At 62.2% G+C, this 16217-nt stretch carries 23 protein-coding genes; 12 read left to right on the forward strand and 11 right to left on the reverse strand.

The genetic code is table 11. From position 1 onward, the window contains the following. Positions 1–17: 17 nt before the first annotated feature. The 5 genes from ACSQ3E_RS16225 to ACSQ3E_RS16245 all read right to left on the reverse strand — a co-directional run bounded on the left by ACSQ3E_RS16225 (position 18) and on the right by ACSQ3E_RS16245 (position 3843). Positions 18–941 (reverse strand): isoaspartyl peptidase/L-asparaginase, encoded by a 924-nt coding sequence (locus ACSQ3E_RS16225; RefSeq protein WP_436123494.1) that lies wholly within the window; start codon positions 939–941, stop codon positions 18–20. Position 942: 1 nt separating this feature from the next. Beyond that, entirely contained in the window at positions 943–1674 is a 732-nt protein-coding gene (locus ACSQ3E_RS16230; RefSeq protein ID WP_436123495.1) for an amino acid ABC transporter ATP-binding protein, read from the reverse strand. After that, positions 1675–2346, reverse strand: a complete 672-nt coding sequence (locus ACSQ3E_RS16235; RefSeq protein ID WP_436123496.1) for an amino acid ABC transporter permease — start codon at positions 2344–2346, stop codon at positions 1675–1677. Next, the gene (locus ACSQ3E_RS16240) at positions 2346–3017 is read right to left on the reverse strand and encodes an amino acid ABC transporter permease (RefSeq protein WP_436123497.1); all 672 of its coding nucleotides are present in this window, start codon (positions 3015–3017) and stop codon (positions 2346–2348) included. The genes ACSQ3E_RS16235 and ACSQ3E_RS16240 overlap by 1 nt, the downstream gene beginning before the upstream one ends. A gap of 337 nt (positions 3018–3354) precedes the next feature. Continuing rightward, the gene (locus tag ACSQ3E_RS16245; RefSeq protein WP_436123498.1) at positions 3355–3843 is read right to left on the reverse strand and encodes a hypothetical protein; all 489 of its coding nucleotides are present in this window, start codon (positions 3841–3843) and stop codon (positions 3355–3357) included. A 175-nt stretch (positions 3844–4018) separates the two neighbouring features. Between ACSQ3E_RS16245 and ACSQ3E_RS16250 the strand changes: the two genes are divergently transcribed. Beyond that, positions 4019–4591: a transglutaminase-like cysteine peptidase gene (locus tag ACSQ3E_RS16250; RefSeq protein WP_436123499.1), complete on the forward strand. Its 573-nt coding sequence runs from the start codon at positions 4019–4021 to the stop codon at positions 4589–4591. Here the strand turns inward: ACSQ3E_RS16250 and ACSQ3E_RS16255 are convergent. Both ACSQ3E_RS16255 and ACSQ3E_RS16260 read right to left on the reverse strand, forming a co-directional pair. Next, complete coding sequence (locus ACSQ3E_RS16255) at positions 4571–5128, reverse strand: GNAT family N-acetyltransferase (protein WP_436123500.1); 558 nt, start codon at positions 5126–5128, stop codon at positions 4571–4573. The genes ACSQ3E_RS16250 and ACSQ3E_RS16255 overlap by 21 nt on opposite strands. A gap of 181 nt (positions 5129–5309) precedes the next feature. Further along, positions 5310–5537, reverse strand: coding sequence for a YdeI/OmpD-associated family protein (locus ACSQ3E_RS16260; protein WP_436123501.1), 228 nt, complete (start codon positions 5535–5537; stop codon positions 5310–5312). 141 nt (positions 5538–5678) lie between these two features. Between ACSQ3E_RS16260 and ACSQ3E_RS16265 the strand changes: the two genes are divergently transcribed. Further along, a complete protein-coding gene (locus tag ACSQ3E_RS16265) occupies positions 5679–6119 on the forward strand; it encodes a DUF2214 family protein (protein ID WP_436123502.1) in 441 nt (146 codons plus the stop codon). Here the strand turns inward: ACSQ3E_RS16265 and nth are convergent. Next, entirely contained in the window at positions 6113–6919 is an 807-nt protein-coding gene (nth, locus tag ACSQ3E_RS16270) for an endonuclease III (RefSeq protein WP_436123503.1), read from the reverse strand. The two genes, ACSQ3E_RS16265 and nth, sit on opposite strands and share 7 nt — an antisense overlap. Positions 6920–6941: 22 nt before the next feature. On the opposite strand from nth, the gene ACSQ3E_RS16275 reads away from it, so the two are divergent. Further along, complete coding sequence (locus ACSQ3E_RS16275) at positions 6942–7436, forward strand: DUF2244 domain-containing protein (RefSeq protein WP_436123504.1); 495 nt, start codon at positions 6942–6944, stop codon at positions 7434–7436. Between the two features lie 62 nt (positions 7437–7498). Beyond that, on the forward strand, positions 7499–8425 hold the full coding sequence (locus ACSQ3E_RS16280) for a methylated-DNA--[protein]-cysteine S-methyltransferase (RefSeq protein WP_436123505.1): 927 nt from the start codon (positions 7499–7501) through the stop codon (positions 8423–8425). Here the strand turns inward: ACSQ3E_RS16280 and ACSQ3E_RS16285 are convergent. Beyond that, positions 8355–9269 carry an EamA family transporter gene (locus tag ACSQ3E_RS16285; protein WP_310320114.1) on the reverse strand — a complete coding sequence of 305 codons (915 nt, stop codon included), beginning with the start codon at positions 9267–9269 and terminating at the stop codon, positions 8355–8357. The genes ACSQ3E_RS16280 and ACSQ3E_RS16285 overlap by 71 nt on opposite strands. Positions 9270–9474: 205 nt before the next feature. Between ACSQ3E_RS16285 and ACSQ3E_RS16290 the strand changes: the two genes are divergently transcribed. The 6 genes from ACSQ3E_RS16290 to ACSQ3E_RS16315 all read left to right on the forward strand — a co-directional run bounded on the left by ACSQ3E_RS16290 (position 9475) and on the right by ACSQ3E_RS16315 (position 13096). Next, positions 9475–9741 carry a hypothetical protein gene (locus ACSQ3E_RS16290; protein ID WP_310320116.1) on the forward strand — a complete coding sequence of 89 codons (267 nt, stop codon included), beginning with the start codon at positions 9475–9477 and terminating at the stop codon, positions 9739–9741. Between the two features lie 568 nt (positions 9742–10309). Continuing rightward, complete coding sequence (locus ACSQ3E_RS16295; protein WP_436123506.1) at positions 10310–10783, forward strand: hypothetical protein; 474 nt, start codon at positions 10310–10312, stop codon at positions 10781–10783. Positions 10784–10817: 34 nt separating this feature from the next. Next, positions 10818–11207 carry a hypothetical protein gene (locus ACSQ3E_RS16300; RefSeq protein WP_310320120.1) on the forward strand — a complete coding sequence of 130 codons (390 nt, stop codon included), beginning with the start codon at positions 10818–10820 and terminating at the stop codon, positions 11205–11207. Continuing rightward, positions 11174–11671 carry a hypothetical protein gene (locus ACSQ3E_RS16305; protein WP_436123507.1) on the forward strand — a complete coding sequence of 166 codons (498 nt, stop codon included), beginning with the start codon at positions 11174–11176 and terminating at the stop codon, positions 11669–11671. The genes ACSQ3E_RS16300 and ACSQ3E_RS16305 overlap by 34 nt, the downstream gene beginning before the upstream one ends. 2 nt (positions 11672–11673) lie before the next feature. Next, the gene (locus tag ACSQ3E_RS16310; RefSeq protein ID WP_310320490.1) at positions 11674–12135 is read left to right on the forward strand and encodes a hypothetical protein; all 462 of its coding nucleotides are present in this window, start codon (positions 11674–11676) and stop codon (positions 12133–12135) included. Positions 12136–12202: 67 nt separating this feature from the next. Further along, on the forward strand, positions 12203–13096 hold the full coding sequence (locus ACSQ3E_RS16315) for a ribokinase (RefSeq protein ID WP_436123508.1): 894 nt from the start codon (positions 12203–12205) through the stop codon (positions 13094–13096). Between the two features lie 33 nt (positions 13097–13129). Here the strand turns inward: ACSQ3E_RS16315 and ACSQ3E_RS16320 are convergent, their stop codons facing one another. Next, the gene (locus ACSQ3E_RS16320; protein WP_436123509.1) at positions 13130–13525 is read right to left on the reverse strand and encodes an energy transducer TonB family protein; all 396 of its coding nucleotides are present in this window, start codon (positions 13523–13525) and stop codon (positions 13130–13132) included. 79 nt (positions 13526–13604) lie between these two features. Between ACSQ3E_RS16320 and ACSQ3E_RS16325 the strand changes: the two genes are divergently transcribed. Then, entirely contained in the window at positions 13605–14219 is a 615-nt protein-coding gene (locus ACSQ3E_RS16325; protein ID WP_436123510.1) for a LysE family translocator, read from the forward strand. Between the two features lie 451 nt (positions 14220–14670). Here ACSQ3E_RS16325 and ACSQ3E_RS16330 read toward each other — a convergent pair whose 3' ends face one another. Further along, positions 14671–15612: a nucleoside hydrolase gene (locus tag ACSQ3E_RS16330; protein WP_436123511.1), complete on the reverse strand. Its 942-nt coding sequence runs from the start codon at positions 15610–15612 to the stop codon at positions 14671–14673. Positions 15613–15741: 129 nt separating this feature from the next. On the opposite strand from ACSQ3E_RS16330, the gene ACSQ3E_RS16335 reads away from it, so the two are divergent. Further along, positions 15742–16167: an Hsp20 family protein gene (locus ACSQ3E_RS16335; protein WP_109575873.1), complete on the forward strand. Its 426-nt coding sequence runs from the start codon at positions 15742–15744 to the stop codon at positions 16165–16167. Positions 16168–16217 lie beyond the last annotated feature (50 nt).

The raw sequence follows: 16217 nt of genomic DNA on the forward strand, positions 1-16217 counted from the left end.
TTTCCCTCCTCGGGTTGTTAGGATGTGAACGGTTCGGCGAAGCGATGTTCCGGCTCGGGCAAGTCGGTGTCCCAGAACCAGTATTTGATCTGTTCTTCGCAATTCAGGCTGACGACCTTGTGGTTGCCCTTGGCGTCCAGCGCGTGGATGACGACGCCAGCAAGGAAGCCACTTTTCAGCTCGCGCAGCTCTTCGATGGCAAGGGCGATAGCCTGCTCCAGCGAATGGCCGAGACGCATGGCCAGCACGATGGTGCGCGCGGTGCCGCAGCGCATTGTCATCTCGCCGGTGTGGGTGCAGGCGGCGGCGCCGAAACGGCTGTCGGCATAGAAGCCGGCGCCGGGAATCGGCGAGTCGCCGAGACGGCCGGGATACTTCCAGGCCCAGCCCGAGGTCGAGGTCACGACGTTGAGTCCGCCGAGGCTGTCCTTGGACAGGAACACGGTGGTGTCGCGCACCCGCTCGGGATCGGTGATGGTGCGGCTGAGCGGCGCGAGCGCGATGTCGGGGAACTTCGCCAGTTCTTCAGGCGTCAGCTCCTTTTCGAGCCGCTGCCACCAGACACGCCTGCTCTCTTCATAGAGCGTCTCGTCATGGGGGAAGCCGATCTCGGTGGCGAAGCGGCGGGCGCCGTCGCCGGTCAGCATGACATGCGGCAGGCGCTTCATCACCTCATGCGCAAGCGCTGCCACCGGAATGGTGTCGGGCACCGCACCAACCGAGCCCACTTCGCGGGTCGTTCCGTCCATCACGCCGGCGTCGAACTCCATGCGGCCAAGCATGTTCGGCCAGCCGCCGAAGCCGACTGAGCGAACCTTCACTTCACGCTCGACCTCGCTGATGCCGGCGACCATGGCATCGATGCCGTGGCTGCCGCCTTTCAGGAGTTCGACGCTCTTGGAGAAGCCGGGCCAGGCCTCGGAATTGGCAAGCAGGATCATTTCAGTCTTTACGCATCTTGGAGAGGAACTGGGCCACGCGCGGCAGGGCCATGCCCGTGGCGGAGAAGAAGTCTTCGGTCGGCAGGTCGGCGATGAGCTGGCCCTTGTCGAGGAAGGCGATGCGCGACGAGATGGAGCGCGCGAACTCGATCTCGTGGGTGACGAAGACCATCGTCGTGCCGCCCTTGGCGAGTTTGGCCAGGATCGACAGAACCTCGGACGTCATCTCGGGGTCGAGCGCGCTCGTCACCTCGTCGAGCAAAAGATAGCTCGGCTTCATGGCGAGCGCCCGGCAGATGCCGACGCGCTGGCGCTGGCCGCCGGACAGCTGCGAGGGATAGGCGTCGGCGCGCTCGGTCAGCCCGACGGAGTGCAGCAGCTCGCGCGCCTCGGCCTCGGCCTGCTTGCGCGGCACCTTCAGCACCTCGATCGGGGCAAGTGCCACGTTCTGCACCGCCGTCATGTGCGGGTAGAGGTTGAACAGCTGGAACACCGTGCCCGAGCGCTTGCGCGCTTCCGAAAGCTCGCGCGGCTTGGAGACATCGAAGCCATCGACAGTGATCTTGCCGGCGTCGATCTTCTCCAGGCCGTTGATGCAGCGGATCAGCGTCGACTTGCCCGAGCCGGACGAGCCGAGCACCGAGACGACTTCGCCCTGGCGGATCTCGAGGTCGATGCCGTTGAGGACGGTGGCGGCGCCGAAGGCTTTGCGCAGGCCGGTGATGCTGATCATTTACAGACCCTTCCAGGCGGTATGGGCGCGAAGCCGCTTCTCGAAGCGCGCGCCGGCATAGGTCACCAGCTTGGCGGTGAGGTAGTAGAGCAAGCCGACGGCAGTCCAGACGAGGAACGGCTTGAGCGTGCGCAGGTTGAGGATGTTGCCGACCTTGGTCAGGTCCATGACGCCGATGACCGAAATCAGCGAGGTGACCTGCAACTGGTTTACCAGCAGGCCTGTCAGCGGCCCGATGGCAAAGGCCGTTGCCTGCGGCGCGATCACCCGGCGCAGGATCTGCCAGCGCGTAAGGCCGAAGACGCGCGCGGCCTCGATCTGGTCGCGACCGACGGATTCGATGGCCGAGACGGCGATGACATAGATGAAGGCGGCACTGTTGCCCGAGAGCGTGATGACGGCGGCTTCGGTTGGCGTGACGTTGATCTTTAGGAAGGCAGGCAGGCCGAAGAACACCAGAAACAGCTGCACAAGGACGGGCGAGTTCTTGAGCAGTTCGGCGACGAAGGTGACGAGCTGCATCAGCACCGGCACGCGGTAGAAGCGGATCACCGCCCACGCCGTGCCGATGACGAGGCCGATCAGCGTGGTCGAGACGAACAATGCCAGCGAAACGCCAAGACCTTGCAGCAAAAGGACGATGTCGAACGGCGTGAAATCCCCGTAGCGCATCAGACGGCTCCCTCTTCCTGGTGACGGTTGAGGTAGCGGTGCAGCATGCCGATCAGGATCGACACGGCGTAAGTCAGCGCGGCGTAGGCGACGAGCAGGACGAAATAGACCTCGAACGGACGGAAGGTGTTGGAAGCCACGATCTTGGCCGAGCCGGTCAGCTCGTTGAGCGTGATCGTCGACAGGATCGACGAGGTCAGGATCAGGTTGATGAAGACCGAGCCCAAAGGTCTCACCGAGGCGCGCAGGGCAATCGGCAGAATGATCTTGCGGAAGATGGTGATCTTCCTGAGACCGCTGACCTGCGCTGCCTCGATGACGCCCGGGTCGATTGCCAGGATGCCCGAGCGGATGACGTCAGAAGTGAAGGCGCCGCCGGCGATCGACAGCGCGACAACGCCCGTGGTGAAGGCGTCGATGTAGATGCCGATCTCGGGCAGGCCGAAATAGAAGAAGAACAGCTGCACGATGAAGGGGATGTTGCGGAAAATGTCGATGTAGATGGCCGCCAGCCGGTTGAGCAGCGGCGAGGCCGAGGTGCGCATCGCGCCGACAACGAGACCCAGCACCAGCGAGCCGACAACGGCAAGCGCACAGGCCTGCAACGTCAGCCACGCCCCTTCCAGCAGGAAGGGGATATGCTTGGCGAGGATCGACAGGTCGAACTTCAAGCGGCACGTTCCCAGAGAGTGAAACCGGTTTCACTCTGCAAAACGGCCAAGACGATGTCAACGCCTGGAACGGCCATGCGATCAGTTTTTCAGGGAAAGAAATGCGCCACTGCACGGGCGCCCCAACATCACTGGCGGGTTCAGACCGGCCAGCATGAAGACGATCAACCGGGCGTCCACCGAAGCTCCTCGAATTGCCTCGGGTGACCGGACGCCCGGCAGAGCGCTCCCCTCAAGCAAGACACTCGCTACAGGCCGGCTCAACAGTTGCCCAACGGCGGGCTGCGGAACTAGTCCGCATCTATGACTGATTGATCCCTAGCCGGCTGCAACGAGCCTACTTGTTGTGGCCCTGATCGCCGCCTTCGTGGTGATCATCGCCACCGCCATGATGATCGTCGCCACCACCGTGGTGGTCGTGATCATGGTGGTGGTCGTGATGGTGGTCACCGCCGCCATTGTCGCCACCGCCGTTGTCGCCGCCGCCGCTGGTGCCGCCATTATCACCGCCGCCACTGGTCCCGCCCGAAGGACGGTTACCATCGCCGCTCGAGCGCTCATCGTCGCCGGACGGGCTGTTGGCCACGCCGATGACCGCCGTCGTCAGGGGCGGACATTGATTAAGCTCGTAAGGGGTGAGGATCTGGCTCCTGTTCAAAGCAATGCAACAGCTTTGATAGTTGGAACCGGTCAGCGGGCTGCATTTTGCGGCCGACATCATCGGTCGAACCGCCGCTTGGGCATGCCCCGCCAAGTAAAATGAAGAAGTCGACAGCGAAAGCACTACGAACAAGGCTTCAGCTACGGATTTCCGGATTGCAGACATTGCCTGTCTCCATGGGACTGCGCCGCAACCGCAATTATCTAACTGCTTCAAATGTTATGTATTCAAGTTACAATTTGTTAAGGATTTGGACACTTTTCGGCCCCGACGTCATTTTAGCAACCGCTCATTAACCGCATTAGCCCATCCTTAGAATCACGCATCGGGGACTATCACTGTGAAACGTTTTGTCGCGCTGATCGCGTTATCGGCGTCGTTTGCCTGCACTTTTGCCGCTCAGGCCGGTACGCTGATGACAACCGCCGGACCGGCTTTCGCGCCGCCCGCCTTCTCTCCGTTCTGTGCGCGCGAGCCTCGGCTGTGCAGCACATCGGGCGGTAAAAAGGTCGTGACCTTGCAGCCGGAGCTGCATGAACAGCTCAAGCAGGTCAACCGCTCCGTCAATTCGCGCATCAAGGAACGCAACGACACCGGCGACGACTGGCGCGTGCCCGTCTCCTCCGGCGATTGCGAGGATTTTGCCATCCTGAAGAAGCGCGAGCTGCTCAAGCGCGGCTGGCCAGCCTCGGCACTGCTTTTGACGGTGGCGCGTTATCGCGGCCAGGGTCACACGGTGCTTACCGTGCGCACCAACGAGGGCGACCTGATCCTCGACAACCTGACCAGCTCGATCCGCGACTGGTCCAGCACGCCTTACAACTACTTCGCCCGCCAGGCCCAGGGCAACGGCCGAAGCTGGGAACGCATCGGTGGCGCCAAGCCGGTCACGTCAACCGCCGTGGGCGGCTGACCCGACCGAGCCTTTCCGCTCGAGCAGGATGGTCGGACCATGATAGGTGGTCCGGCCGATCTCGCGGTAGCCGTTCTTCTCGGCGACACGCAGTGATGCACCGTTTTCCGGATCGATGATGCAGACAGTGTGGCCAACAAATCGGCTATCGGCCCAGCGCACGAACGCAGCCACCGCCTCGCTGCCGATGCCCTTGCCATGCATGTCGGCGACAAAACCCCAGCCGGCCTCAGGGATGCCTTCTATCGAAGGTGTGATGTCACGCTTGAGATCGTGGAAGCCGCCCTCGCCGATGAAGCGGCCCGTCGCCTTTTCCTCGATCGCCCAGAAACCGTAGCCGATCAGCGACCACGATCCGGCATGACGCAGGAAACGCTGCCAACTTTCCTCACGCGTGCGCGGCTTGGCGATGAAGCGGGTGACGACAGGATCGGCCCACATCCCGGCATAGGCCTCGAAATCTTCAAGTCGATGCGGCCGCAGCACCGTTCGCTCGGTCTCGATGACGGGAATGTCGGCAAGGGAAAAGGCGGCCATCGTCGATCTCCATGAACAATGGCAGCGGGTCTAGCACAGATGGCCGACATGGCAGCAGGCCAGAAGACAGTGACGCTGTCCGCCAGTGCCCTGCCCGTTCCAGTCCGAGAAATGGAGCAGGCCGGCTTCCTTTCGGAGCATGATCTTATCCAGAAAACGACCCCATTTTTCGGGACGTGCTCTAGCCGTGCCAAGCCATGCGCATGTAAACGCTGCCGCGCTCGAGCTCATCCAGCATCTGGTCGAGCCGCTTGCGGCGGGTTGTCTCCAGCTTGGCGCGATCGATCCAGCCGAGATAGTCGTTGCGCTGGTAGTCGGGACGCGCCTCATAGGTGCCGACCAGGCCGCGCGAGACGAGCTCGCTGCGGATCCAGTCAGGCATCGGGTTGATTTGTCGTGTCAGCGCCATGGTCGATACGTGTATTTCCTCAGTCTATTCGTCAATTCGACAAGTGACAGACAGCTGACATATGCTGACATCTGCCTCGTCATATGCATGCCCTAGGTCCGTTGCTAAGGTGCCGCGGTCGAGTCGCATCACGAGGCACTGATGACTGACCTTATCCTCACCATCATTCACCACCTTCTGGCATTCGCGCTGGCGGGCGTGCTCGCAGCCGAGGTGATACTGGTTCGCCCCGGGCTCGGCCGGCGCAATCTCGCTTTGCTCGGACGCATCGACGCGGTCTATGGCGGGCTCGCCGCACTGCTGGTGCTCATCGGCGCGTCACGTGTCTACTTCGGGCTGAAGGGCTGGGAGTTCTACGTCTACAACCCGACCTTCTGGGCCAAGATGGTGGCTTTCACGGCAGTCGGGCTGTTGTCGATCGGGCCGACGATCCGGATCGCACGCTGGCGCGGTGCCGGCGGTGGCGAGGCTTACGTCGTTCCGGACGCCGAGATCGCCAGGGTGCGCAGCTTCCTCAAGGCGGAAGTCGCCGTCTTCGCGCTGATCCCGATCTTCGCTGCGGCGATGGCCCGCGGCTACTGAGCCGCGACTTCCGCTTCCGCAACCTCGATCGGATCGATGTCGTCGAGAGGCACCAGCGGCGCCGGTTCGCTCGTCGACTTTTCCGGCGACTTGCAGATGTCGGCGATGACGCAGCGCCAGCAGTCAGGCTTGCGCGCCTTGCAGACATAGCGGCCATGTAGGATCAGCCAGTGATGGGCATGGCGCATGAACTCGTCGGGGATGATCTTGACCAGGATATCTTCGACCTGCTCGGGCGTCTTGCCCGGCGCGAGGCCGATGCGGTTGCCTATACGCAAGATATGCGTGTCGACGGCCATGGTGTGCTGGCCGAAAGCCATGTTGAGCACGACATTCGCGGTCTTGCGGCCAACGCCGGGCAGCTCGACGAGCTGGTCGCGGTCGTCGGGCACCTCGCCGCCATGGTCGCGGATCAGCGCCTCGGACAGGGCAATCACGTTCTTGGCCTTGTTGCGCCACAGGCCGATGGTGCGGATGTGCTGGCCGACGGTCTCCTCGCCAAGCGCCAGCATCTTCTGAGGCGTGTCGGCGATGGCAAACAGCGCGCGTGTCGCCTTGTTCACGCCGGCGTCAGTCGCCTGCGCCGACAGCACCACCGCCACCAAAAGCGTAAACGCGTTGACGTGTTCGAGCTCGCCCTTCGGCTCCGGCCGCTGGACCGAAAAGCGACGGAAGATCTCGCGCACCTCCGCGGCCGAATAGAGCGAACGACGGCGCGTGGCGCGCGGCTTGGCTGCGGCACCCGACGTGCGGCCTTTCGGCAGGGCCTTGGCCTTATCTTTGGGCTTGGGGTTTTTCATAGCCCCTCTATAATTGTCAGGCATGAGCGAGACAAACGCCACTTTTGCCGCCGACGAGCCATTCTTCAAAGCGTTGCTTCTGCCGCACCGCTCGCTCGGCCGCACCGGCTTCATGATCCTGATGGGTACGCTGACATTCGGCTGCATGGTCACCGGCGCCATCTTCCTGAGCCATGGCGCCTGGCCGATCTTCGGTTTCCTCGGCCTCGATGTCGTCGCCCTTTATGTCGCCTTCCGGCTCAACTATCGCGCCGCGCGCGCCCGCGAGGAGGTCAGCGTCTCCCGCACCAGCCTCGACATCCTGAAGACCGCCCCGTCGGGCAAGTCGGAGCAATATCACTTCAACCCGTTCTGGGCGCGATTCGCGATTTCGCGCCACGAGGAGATCGGAATCACCGGCATGGCCGTCGAGACGCGCGAAAAAAGTGTTGCGATCGGCAGTTTCCTCAATCCCGACGACCGTGAGAGCTTTGCCACGGCTTTTTCCAGGGCTCTTGCAACCGCAAGGAGCAGATGAGCAGGAATCGGGTGGGAAATACCCACAGCCAACGCGATATTGGCGTCCAAGGAGATCAAGCCATGAACGCCCAGACGCAAATGAAGCCCGTAGCCACGCTGCAGCACGACATCACGCCCACCGGCTCGGAATATGAGACAGTGCGCCGGGTGATCGAGAAGATCAGCATCGACTATCGCGACCAGCCGTCGCTCGAGACCTTGGCGGCCGAAGTCGGCGAAACGCCGACCAGCCTGCAGAAGCTGTTCAGCCGCTGGGCCGGCCTGTCGCCGAAAGCCTTCCTGCAGGCAGTGACGCTCGACCACGCCCGCAAGCTGCTCGACGACGGCCTGCCGCTGCTCGAAACCTCGTTTGAGGTCGGCATGTCCGGACCGGGCAGGTTGCACGACCTGTTCGTCACCCATGAGGCGATGTCGCCGGGCGACTACAAGACGCGTGGCGCAGGCCTCACCATTCGCTACGGCTTCCACATCTCGCCCTTTGGCGTCGCCCTCGTCATGGTCACCGATCGCGGCCTCGCCGGCCTGTCCTTCAACGACGCCGGCGAAGAGCGCGCGGCCTTCGCCGACATGTCCGGCCGCTGGCCGAACGCCACCTATGTCGAGGACATGAGTGCGACGGCGCCTTATGCCGCGCACATCTTCGACCCGACCCGCTGGCGCCAGGACCAGCCCTTGCGCGTGGTGATGATCGGCTCCGACTTCCAGGTGCGGGTGTGGGAAGCGCTACTCAAGATCCCGATGGGCCGCGCCTGCAGCTACTCGGCCATCGCCTCGGAAGTCGGCTCGCCCAAGGCCAGCCGGGCCGTGGGTGCTGCGGTCGGCGCCAACCCGCTGTCGTTCGTCGTTCCCTGCCACCGGGCGCTTGGAAAGTCAGGCGCGCTGACCGGCTATCACTGGGGCCTGACGCGCAAGCGGGCTATTCTGGGCTGGGAGGCGGGACAGCTGACCGCTGCGGACGCGAAAACAGCCGTGGCCCGAACAGGTTGATGCACAGGCCCGCAATGACAAGACTGGAAGCGACGAGCTTCCAGTCTTGCAGCGGCTCGCCAAGCAGCACCGCTGAGCCAAGAAAGCCGAATACCGGCACCAGCAAGGTGAAGGGCGCAACCGTCGAAACCGGATAACGGGCAAGCAGCCCACTCCAGGCGGCAAAGCCGAACAGCGTCGAGAGATAGACGATGTAGGCGATCGAACCGACGGATGCCCAGTCAAGCCCGGTGAAGCTGCTGACGAAATGCTCGGGATCGAGGACCAGCGCCACGGCCAGCAGTGGCGGCAGGGCAAACAGGCTGCCCCAGACGACGAGGCCGAGCACGTTGGGCGCTGCCGCCGCACGCTGCGAGATCTGCTTCGACACGACGTTGCCGCCACCCCAGGCGGCAGCCGCCGCGATCAGCAGCAGCAACCCCGCCATGGTCACGTCACCTCCGACATGCAGCCCCACCAGGCCAACGCCGCTGAAAGCCAGTGCCGCACCGGCCAGCTGCCAGGGTGTCGGCCGCTCGCCGAGCAGGATCATCGACAGGCCGATGGTGAAGAACACCTGCAGCTGCAGGATCAACGACGACAGCCCCGCACTCATGCCGATCTTCATGCCGGTGAACAGGAAGCCGAACTGCAGCGCAAAGATCAGCAAGCCATAGGTGGCGATCATCGACAGCGGCACGTTGGGTCGCTTGATGAAGAACACCCACGGAAAGGCGGCGAGAAAGAAGCGCGCGACACCGAGCGCCAGCGGCGACACCTGCTTGAGGCCGATCTTGATGATGGCGAAGTTGACGCCCCAGATCAGAACGATGCTCAAGGCGAGCAGCAGATGGCGCGGGCGCATGGTTCAATTTTCCTGACGCTATCGATCAAATATTTGAATTCATTGACTTTTTATCCTATACGATGATGGCGTGGAGGGAAAGGCCAACCTCAGGGCTTCAGCTCTGACCTTGGTTGGTCGTGCTCGTTGGCAGGAATACCTTGAGGCGTTTGATGGACTATTGGTTGGTGGAGCGGCATGATCCGCAGATTCGGAAGGGACGCCCATGCCTGCAAAATTCGAGAACACGACCAACACGCCGAACCTGATCAACGTACACATCAACGCGCTGGAGCCGGGGAACCTTATTGTTCGCCTGGAGTACGTGACCTCTCAGGAGCACATCGAGCAGGTTCGTCGTGGAGAGACTACGGCTGATAGTGTGGAGCTTCTGATAAAGCCCCACCAGGCACGAAAAATTGCGGAAGGCCTTGTTCGCCAGGCGGACCTGATCGAAGCGTCAAAGCAGCCCACTGGCAGCTCAAAGCAGTAGCGCTACGCATTATGGTGTCCTGACCCGGCCTATTGTCGGACAAGCTCCATCTACTGAGTTGAACCGGTAAGCTTCATCTTTTGCTCAAGCTTGGTGCTAGTCAGCGTGTTCATAAGCGCGCGCTGCAGCCGGTTCGATCACAGGTCTGACGCTGCCCAAGCTCGTATGCCTGTTCCGCACGAGCCGGGCGAGATTATATCAGCCATCGGTCATATTTGTTTGAAAGAGACTGCGGCACAATCCTGATATGCTTAGTCGACGTGCATATTCTTGCGACCGCGGATCAAGCTAGTTACGCATCTGGATCAACCATCAGGCGCAGATACTTGAGAGCCCGGCCACATATTTCAAGCAATTCATTTGCCTCCATACAATAATAATTGATCTATACTTTTCTTTGACGTAGCAAACAATATTGACACTGTGTCAAAAATCTCGAAATCACGTAGAATAAATTATATGCACACAAACGAACTTTTGAGTTGAGTTTGACGTTAATACCAAATTAACCATAACGGATCACCGTCGCCTCCAGGACAGATGCATTTACGCGGTCCCGGAGAGCAGAATGAAATACTGCATTCTCACCACAGGGCTTGCCATCGCGGCCTGCTCGATTGCGCAGCCGGCGCTCGCGGCCACCGGCAACGTCACCTTCAACGGCACTGTCGCGGCCATCTGCACGCTGGTGGTCACCAATGGCAGCGGCACTATGACGGTAAGCCCAGGCCTGCAGTCGCTGAGCTCGCACAATGCCGGCGGCGTGGCCGGCACCATCACTGCCACCACAACCGGCAATGTCGCGATCAGCATTGGCGCGCCGACTGCGATCACCATCCCGCCGGCCGATGTCACCCCGATCACCTGGGCGCCGACCTATTCGGTGGCAGGCGCCCATACGGTTGCAGAAACCGGCGCCTCTTCCAACCTGTCGACGCCCGGCGTCGACACGGTCACCGTCCACCTCACCGGCACCAAGACCGGCTCCGACATCTTCGCTGCCGGCAACTATTCGGCCACCGTCACCGTCACCTGCCAGTAGCAGCTTCGCAGACAAGAACGACAGGGGGAGCTTGATGTTACGAAGTCTTGCAATTCCGTTCTTCGGATTGGCGCTGGCGGCCACCGCGGCGCACGGCCAGTCGATGTCGCCGATGCGCGGCGAGGTGACGAGTTTCACCGACGCCTTCGCTGTCAGGGTGTTTCCGTCCAATCCCTACAACAAGAAGATCCGGATCGATATCAGGGTCTATGACCAGAATTTCCAGCCGGTCGACGCCAGGATAGCGCCCGACAGTTTCATGCTGGGCGCCGAGGCGTCACGACCGGTTCTCGTCGTCGTGCCGTTCGACGGCAACAATGAGCGTAAAGTGCGTATCTGTACGGAAAGTGTGCCATTTCCAAATGAACAGACGCAGATCAAGGCTCAGATATGCGGAAAATTTCTCGGAACGCGGCGCTTCTGACGCTCACGAGTCTCGCTGCGCTGGCGCCTTGCGCCTCCTGGGCCGAGGACGTCTACAATCTCAACCAGAACCAGAGTGGCTTCTCCTTGCCGGGCGTGACGTTGCCGCAGGGCCAGGACGAGGTGCGCGCCGCGGATGGCACGACCTGCCGTTCGGCGGTCTCGGGCAGCGGTGCCTATCTCGATGTCGGTGTGATCCAAGGCAACAACCGCGAGAACAATGACCTCGCCACCTATGGCCGCGTCGTCATCCCGATTGGCCGCACACCCAAGCGGCTCGACTGCTCCAAGCTTTATGAGCTCGAAGTGGCACGGCTGCAGATGGAGCTGAAGCTGCTCAAGATGGGACTGAGCGGACAAGGCAGCGGCGACGTCACCGGCTCGGTCCAGCATTCCAAGGCCGGCTGGGCGGACAGCGGCTGGACCGACGGCAAGACTCCGCCGCCAAAACAGACGGGGCAGTGACCATGCGCGTCGGCGCTTCAGCCCTAGGGCTCGTGAGCCTCTGGCTGGCCGCTGCTCCCGCGCAGGCGGCCATCATCGGCACCTGTACCATCAACGTCCAGACATCAGGCACGCTGTCGCCCAATCCGACGATCAACGTCTTCGGCTCGACCCAAGCCGGCGGCTCGGCCGCCTCAGTCAGCGTGACCACCAGTTCGCTGCTGTGCTCGCTTCTCAACCTGCTCGACTGCTACGGTCTGTCGGCACCTGCACCCGTCAACTTCCTGTCGGGGCCAAGTGGAGCCGACACCAACGTAACCTTCGCCTCCACCTACACGGTGGATAGCGTGACTTATGGCGGTAGTACCATCACGCGGGTGTCGAACGGCACCAGGATCATCCCGGTCAACCTGACGGCGACCAAGTCGACCGGCATCTTCCCGGCCGGCACCTACCAGGCCCAGGTCGTTTTCCGCTGCGAATGACCGGGCGGCCATCTGGCAAGCGATCGCGACACACTGTAGTTTCCGCCTAACTTTTCAGGAGACTGCCGTGATCACTGTTGTCGGATCCATCAACCTCGACCTCATCGCAACCGTCGGCCGCCTCCCCGGCCCGGGCGAAACCGTGCCCGGCGGCGACTTCAAGTCGGCGCCCGGCGGCAAAGGCGCCAACCAGGCGCTCGCCGCGGCACGCGCCGGCGCTCAGGTGCGCATGGTCGGTGCCGTCGGCAAGGATGCCTTCGCCGGTGAGGCCGTCGCCTATCTCAAGGACGGCGGCGTCGACCTTTCCGGCGTGGCCGAGATCCAGGCAGCCACCGGCATCGCGTTGATCCTGGTCGGCGGCGACGGCGAGAACATGATCGCGGTGGTGCCTGGCGCCAACGGCTCCGTGGTGCCTGGCGACCTTGCCAAGGCCCAGTTCAAGAAGGGCGACATCGTGCTTCTGCAGCATGAGATTCCGCTTGCGACTGTCGATGCGGCGATCGAGGCCGCACGCAAGGCCGGTGCCGTGACCATGCTGAACACCGCTCCCTTCCGCGCCGAGGCCGCCAGCTTCGTCGGCAAGGCCGACTATGTCGTCGCCAACGAAACCGAATTCGACCTCTACGCCGAGGCGCTTTCGCTGCCCGCCGGCGAACGGCCTGTGCGGATGGGCGAGTTCGCCCGCAGCACCGGCGCCACCGTCATCGTCACGCTTGGCGGCGACGGCGTGCTGGCCGCCAGGGGCGACGAGCTCGTCCATGTCGATGCGCTCAAGATCGTCCCGGTCGACACTGTCGGCGCCGGCGACACCTTCTGCGGTTATCTCGCCGCCAGCCTGTCGGCAGGCCTCGACCTCGAGGACGCGCTCCGCCGCGCCGCCGCCGCCGGATCGCTCGCCTGCCTGAAGCCGGGCGCCCAGCCGGCGATCCCGCTGGCTAGCGAGGTGGACGCGACACTCTGATCCTGCAGCTGCAGCCTGTCGAGCGGGCAACGGCTAGTTCATCAGTTCTACCGGCTGCAGATATTTGTGGTTCTTGAGAGGATTAGGGAACTTCTGGAACTTACGCTTCGCAAGCCCGATCGCCTTTGTGTCAAAAGCAGGATCACCTGATGTCTTGCTGATAGTGACCGAGCTCATCTTACCACTATTGTCGGTGGTAATACTGACATGGGCGGTTCTTACGGCGCAGCCACTGGCCAAGAGCACCAGAGCAAGGGCGATTGATTTCAGAACTGCGCTCACGTCTTTTCCCCGGCGATAATCTTGTCTCGGTAAGTCATGTTTTTCATGATTGCCGCCGCCGCGCAATGAGGCCGCAGGGATTTCGCCGTCGCTTTTAGGCGAGGCTATAACTCCAGCAAGCAACCCTGACGGCACAGCGATGCGCATCCCACGGTTGCCCCCGCTTCATCTGGACAGCCGGAAACTCCGCGTGCTTAGTGTTGGGCGACCGCCGGAGGAACGGAAAATGTCGCTCGAGCTCTACGCCGCCTATGTCGTCGCCTGTATCGTCATCGTGCTGATCCCGGGGCCGACCGTCACGCTGATCATCGCCTCCAGCATCAGGCACGGCACGCGCGCTGGCCTCGCCAATGCCGCCGGCACGCAGATCGGCGTTGCCATGATGATCGCCATCGTCGGCATCGGCCTCAACCAGATGATCGAGGCGATGGGCCACTGGTTCGAATGGGTCCGGCTGCTAGGCGCCGCCTATCTGATCTGGCTCGGCATCCAGATGTTCCGCTCGGGCGGCGAGCTTGCAGCCGACGGCACGCCCAGGCGGCCGCGCGGCGGCTTTTTCCTGCAGGGCTTCCTTGTTGCGATCAGCAACCCCAAGACGCTGATCTTCTTCGGCGCCTTCATCCCGCAGTTCATCGATCCGACGGCCAACTACGCCCAGCAGATCGTCATCATGGGCGTCACCGCAATGGTGTTCGCCGCCATGTCGGACTCGGCTTACGCGATTGCCGCCGGCCGCGCCGGCAAGTTCCTGTCGGCAAAGCGCCTCAAGCTGATGACCCGCATATCGGGCACGTTCCTCGTTGGCGGCGGCGTCTGGCTGGCGTTCTCAAGGGCGAAGTAAGCCACTGTACCGCACTGTCTGATCGTTGAAGTATCGCGCGCCTGTTCCCATGTAACTCCATGTGGGGTTACGCGCGATGCTGAAGGCATATTTGGTGGCTGCTGCGAAGTACATCGCGGCGGCTGTTTTGGCCTTGATGTGCGTGGCTTTTGCCTTCCAACCCATCTTGCAGCTTTGGAAGCCGAGTCCGGTTGTGTCTATAGATTCCGTAGTCGGAGCGATCGAAGTTGTCTCAACAAGCTCCGGTCGAGGCGTCCATGGGATCAGCTACCGCTACGGTGTGAGAGTCGGAGACAGGCTCGTTTTCCTGCAGGACTGGCGAATTCGTATGCGAGGCTCGGCCATCGTGCTTCGGCGTATAAACTATGAGAATGGGAAGGCTGACTACCAACTGAACTGACGCACGCCGACGGCGACCGCCTCCCCGCGAACGGGGAGTCGGAGAAAGCCTTTAGAGTCGGCCCAAACGCTCGACCAGCAGCACGAAGAAGCCGTCATGGTCGATGTCGCGCATGACAATGGCGTTCTTCGGACGCTTGGTGACGCCCCACCAGTCGATGACGGTCATGCCCATGGTCAGCTCCGAGGAGGTTTCCACGGTCACGTTGCAGTGGCGGCCCTGGAACAGCTCCGGCTTGAGAAGGTAAGCGATGACGCACGGATCGTGCAGTGGGCCACCGTCGGTGCCGTACTTGCCTTCGTCATAGCGCTCGAAGAATTCCAGCATCTGGGCCGTGGCCAGGCCGACCTTGGTGCCGAGCTTGCGGAAAGCATCGATGCGCTTGGTGGTGGTCAGCGCCTTGTGGGTCACGTCGAGCGGCATCATGACGATCGGCACGCCCGAGCGGAACACCACGTCGGCCGCATGTGGGTCGACATAGATGTTGAACTCGGCCGCCGGCGTGATGTTGCCGCCTTCGAAGAAGCCGCCGCCCATCAGGACGATTTCCTTGATGCGCGGGGCGATCCTGGGTTCGCGGATGAGGGCGAGCGCGACGTTGGTCAGCGGGCCGAGCGGGCACAGCGTGATGGTGCCGGCTTCCTCGCGCATCAGCGTCTCGACGAGATAGTCGACGGCGTGCTGCTCCTGCAGCTTCATGGTGGGTTCGGGCAAATCGGGGCCGTTCAGGCCGGTCTTGCCGTGCACTTCCTCGGCAGTGACCAGTTCGCGGATCAGCGGGCGGATGGCGCCGGAATAGACCTTGATGTCGGGACGGCCTGCCAGCTCGCAGATCTTGCGGGCATTGTTTTCAGTCAGCTTGAGCGGCACGTTGCCGGCGACAGCGGTAATTCCCAGAATGTCGAGCTCGGAGCTCCCCAGCGCCAGCAGAATGGCGACGGCATCGTCCTGACCGGGGTCAGTGTCGATGATTATCTTGCGCGGTACGGGCATTTTCTTTCCTTGTTGGGCAGTTTTTTGCAGTCTTGAAGTTGCCGACGGCGCGGACCATATCAACAACAGACGGGAAAATGCCATCCGGGTTTTTCCGCATTATGTCGCTCTCGGAGGACAAGCTGTAACATGAGCCGTATGACGCCCTTCTCGAGCCCGCTTCTCCTGGGCTTCGACACGATGGAAAAGACGCTGGAGCGCCTTGCCAAGTCGGGCGACAGCTACCCGCCCTACAACATCGAACGCATCAGGGATGCCGACGAACGGGGCGAAAGGCTGCGGATCACGCTTGCGGTGGCCGGTTTCGCCGAAAACGATCTCGAAGTCACCGTCGAGGAGAACCAGCTCATCGTGCGTGGCCGACAGAGCGACGACAAGGAGCGAGAGTTCCTGCATCGCGGCATCGCCTCACGGCAGTTCCAACGCTGCTTCGTGCTGGCCGACGGCATGCGGGTGATCGCGGCCGATCTGAAGAATGGTCTGCTCTCGGTCGATCTCGACCGGCCGGAAGCCGAACGACTGGTACGGAAAATAAACATATCGGTAGCAGACTAAGCACTGCCGATGGCTCTCATGCGGGATGGCCGTGACGGCATCCTGGCTAG

This window comes from Aminobacter sp. LjRoot7 (assembly GCF_964252895.1).
Taxonomy (GTDB): Bacteria; Pseudomonadota; Alphaproteobacteria; order Rhizobiales; family Rhizobiaceae; genus Aminobacter; species Aminobacter aminovorans_B.

What these genes read in the sequence shown, in the direction of transcription:
- ACSQ3E_RS16305 (WP_436123507.1), top strand. Translation starts at nt 11,174, where the DNA reads ATGCGGAAAATTTCTCGGAACGCGGCGCTTCTGACGCTCACGAGTCTC.
- nth (WP_436123503.1), bottom strand. Translation starts at nt 6,919, where the DNA reads ATGAAAAACCCCAAGCCCAAAGATAAGGCCAAGGCCCTGCCGAAAGGC.
- ACSQ3E_RS16300 (WP_310320120.1), top strand. Translation starts at nt 10,818, where the DNA reads ATGTTACGAAGTCTTGCAATTCCGTTCTTCGGATTGGCGCTGGCGGCC.
- ACSQ3E_RS16280 (WP_436123505.1), top strand. Translation starts at nt 7,499, where the DNA reads ATGAACGCCCAGACGCAAATGAAGCCCGTAGCCACGCTGCAGCACGAC.
- ACSQ3E_RS16255 (WP_436123500.1), bottom strand. Translation starts at nt 5,128, where the DNA reads ATGGCCGCCTTTTCCCTTGCCGACATTCCCGTCATCGAGACCGAGCGA.
- ACSQ3E_RS16320 (WP_436123509.1), bottom strand. Translation starts at nt 13,525, where the DNA reads ATGCGCATCGCTGTGCCGTCAGGGTTGCTTGCTGGAGTTATAGCCTCG.
- ACSQ3E_RS16235 (WP_436123496.1), bottom strand. Translation starts at nt 2,346, where the DNA reads ATGCGCTACGGGGATTTCACGCCGTTCGACATCGTCCTTTTGCTGCAA.
- ACSQ3E_RS16260 (WP_436123501.1), bottom strand. Translation starts at nt 5,537, where the DNA reads ATGGCGCTGACACGACAAATCAACCCGATGCCTGACTGGATCCGCAGC.
- ACSQ3E_RS16265 (WP_436123502.1), top strand. Translation starts at nt 5,679, where the DNA reads ATGACTGACCTTATCCTCACCATCATTCACCACCTTCTGGCATTCGCG.
- ACSQ3E_RS16230 (WP_436123495.1), bottom strand. Translation starts at nt 1,674, where the DNA reads ATGATCAGCATCACCGGCCTGCGCAAAGCCTTCGGCGCCGCCACCGTC.
- ACSQ3E_RS16325 (WP_436123510.1), top strand. Translation starts at nt 13,605, where the DNA reads ATGTCGCTCGAGCTCTACGCCGCCTATGTCGTCGCCTGTATCGTCATC.
- ACSQ3E_RS16225 (WP_436123494.1), bottom strand. Translation starts at nt 941, where the DNA reads ATGATCCTGCTTGCCAATTCCGAGGCCTGGCCCGGCTTCTCCAAGAGC.
- ACSQ3E_RS16275 (WP_436123504.1), top strand. Translation starts at nt 6,942, where the DNA reads ATGAGCGAGACAAACGCCACTTTTGCCGCCGACGAGCCATTCTTCAAA.
- ACSQ3E_RS16290 (WP_310320116.1), top strand. Translation starts at nt 9,475, where the DNA reads ATGCCTGCAAAATTCGAGAACACGACCAACACGCCGAACCTGATCAAC.
- ACSQ3E_RS16335 (WP_109575873.1), top strand. Translation starts at nt 15,742, where the DNA reads ATGAGCCGTATGACGCCCTTCTCGAGCCCGCTTCTCCTGGGCTTCGAC.
- ACSQ3E_RS16245 (WP_436123498.1), bottom strand. Translation starts at nt 3,843, where the DNA reads ATGTCTGCAATCCGGAAATCCGTAGCTGAAGCCTTGTTCGTAGTGCTT.
- ACSQ3E_RS16310 (WP_310320490.1), top strand. Translation starts at nt 11,674, where the DNA reads ATGCGCGTCGGCGCTTCAGCCCTAGGGCTCGTGAGCCTCTGGCTGGCC.
- ACSQ3E_RS16285 (WP_310320114.1), bottom strand. Translation starts at nt 9,269, where the DNA reads ATGCGCCCGCGCCATCTGCTGCTCGCCTTGAGCATCGTTCTGATCTGG.
- ACSQ3E_RS16330 (WP_436123511.1), bottom strand. Translation starts at nt 15,612, where the DNA reads ATGCCCGTACCGCGCAAGATAATCATCGACACTGACCCCGGTCAGGAC.
- ACSQ3E_RS16295 (WP_436123506.1), top strand. Translation starts at nt 10,310, where the DNA reads ATGAAATACTGCATTCTCACCACAGGGCTTGCCATCGCGGCCTGCTCG.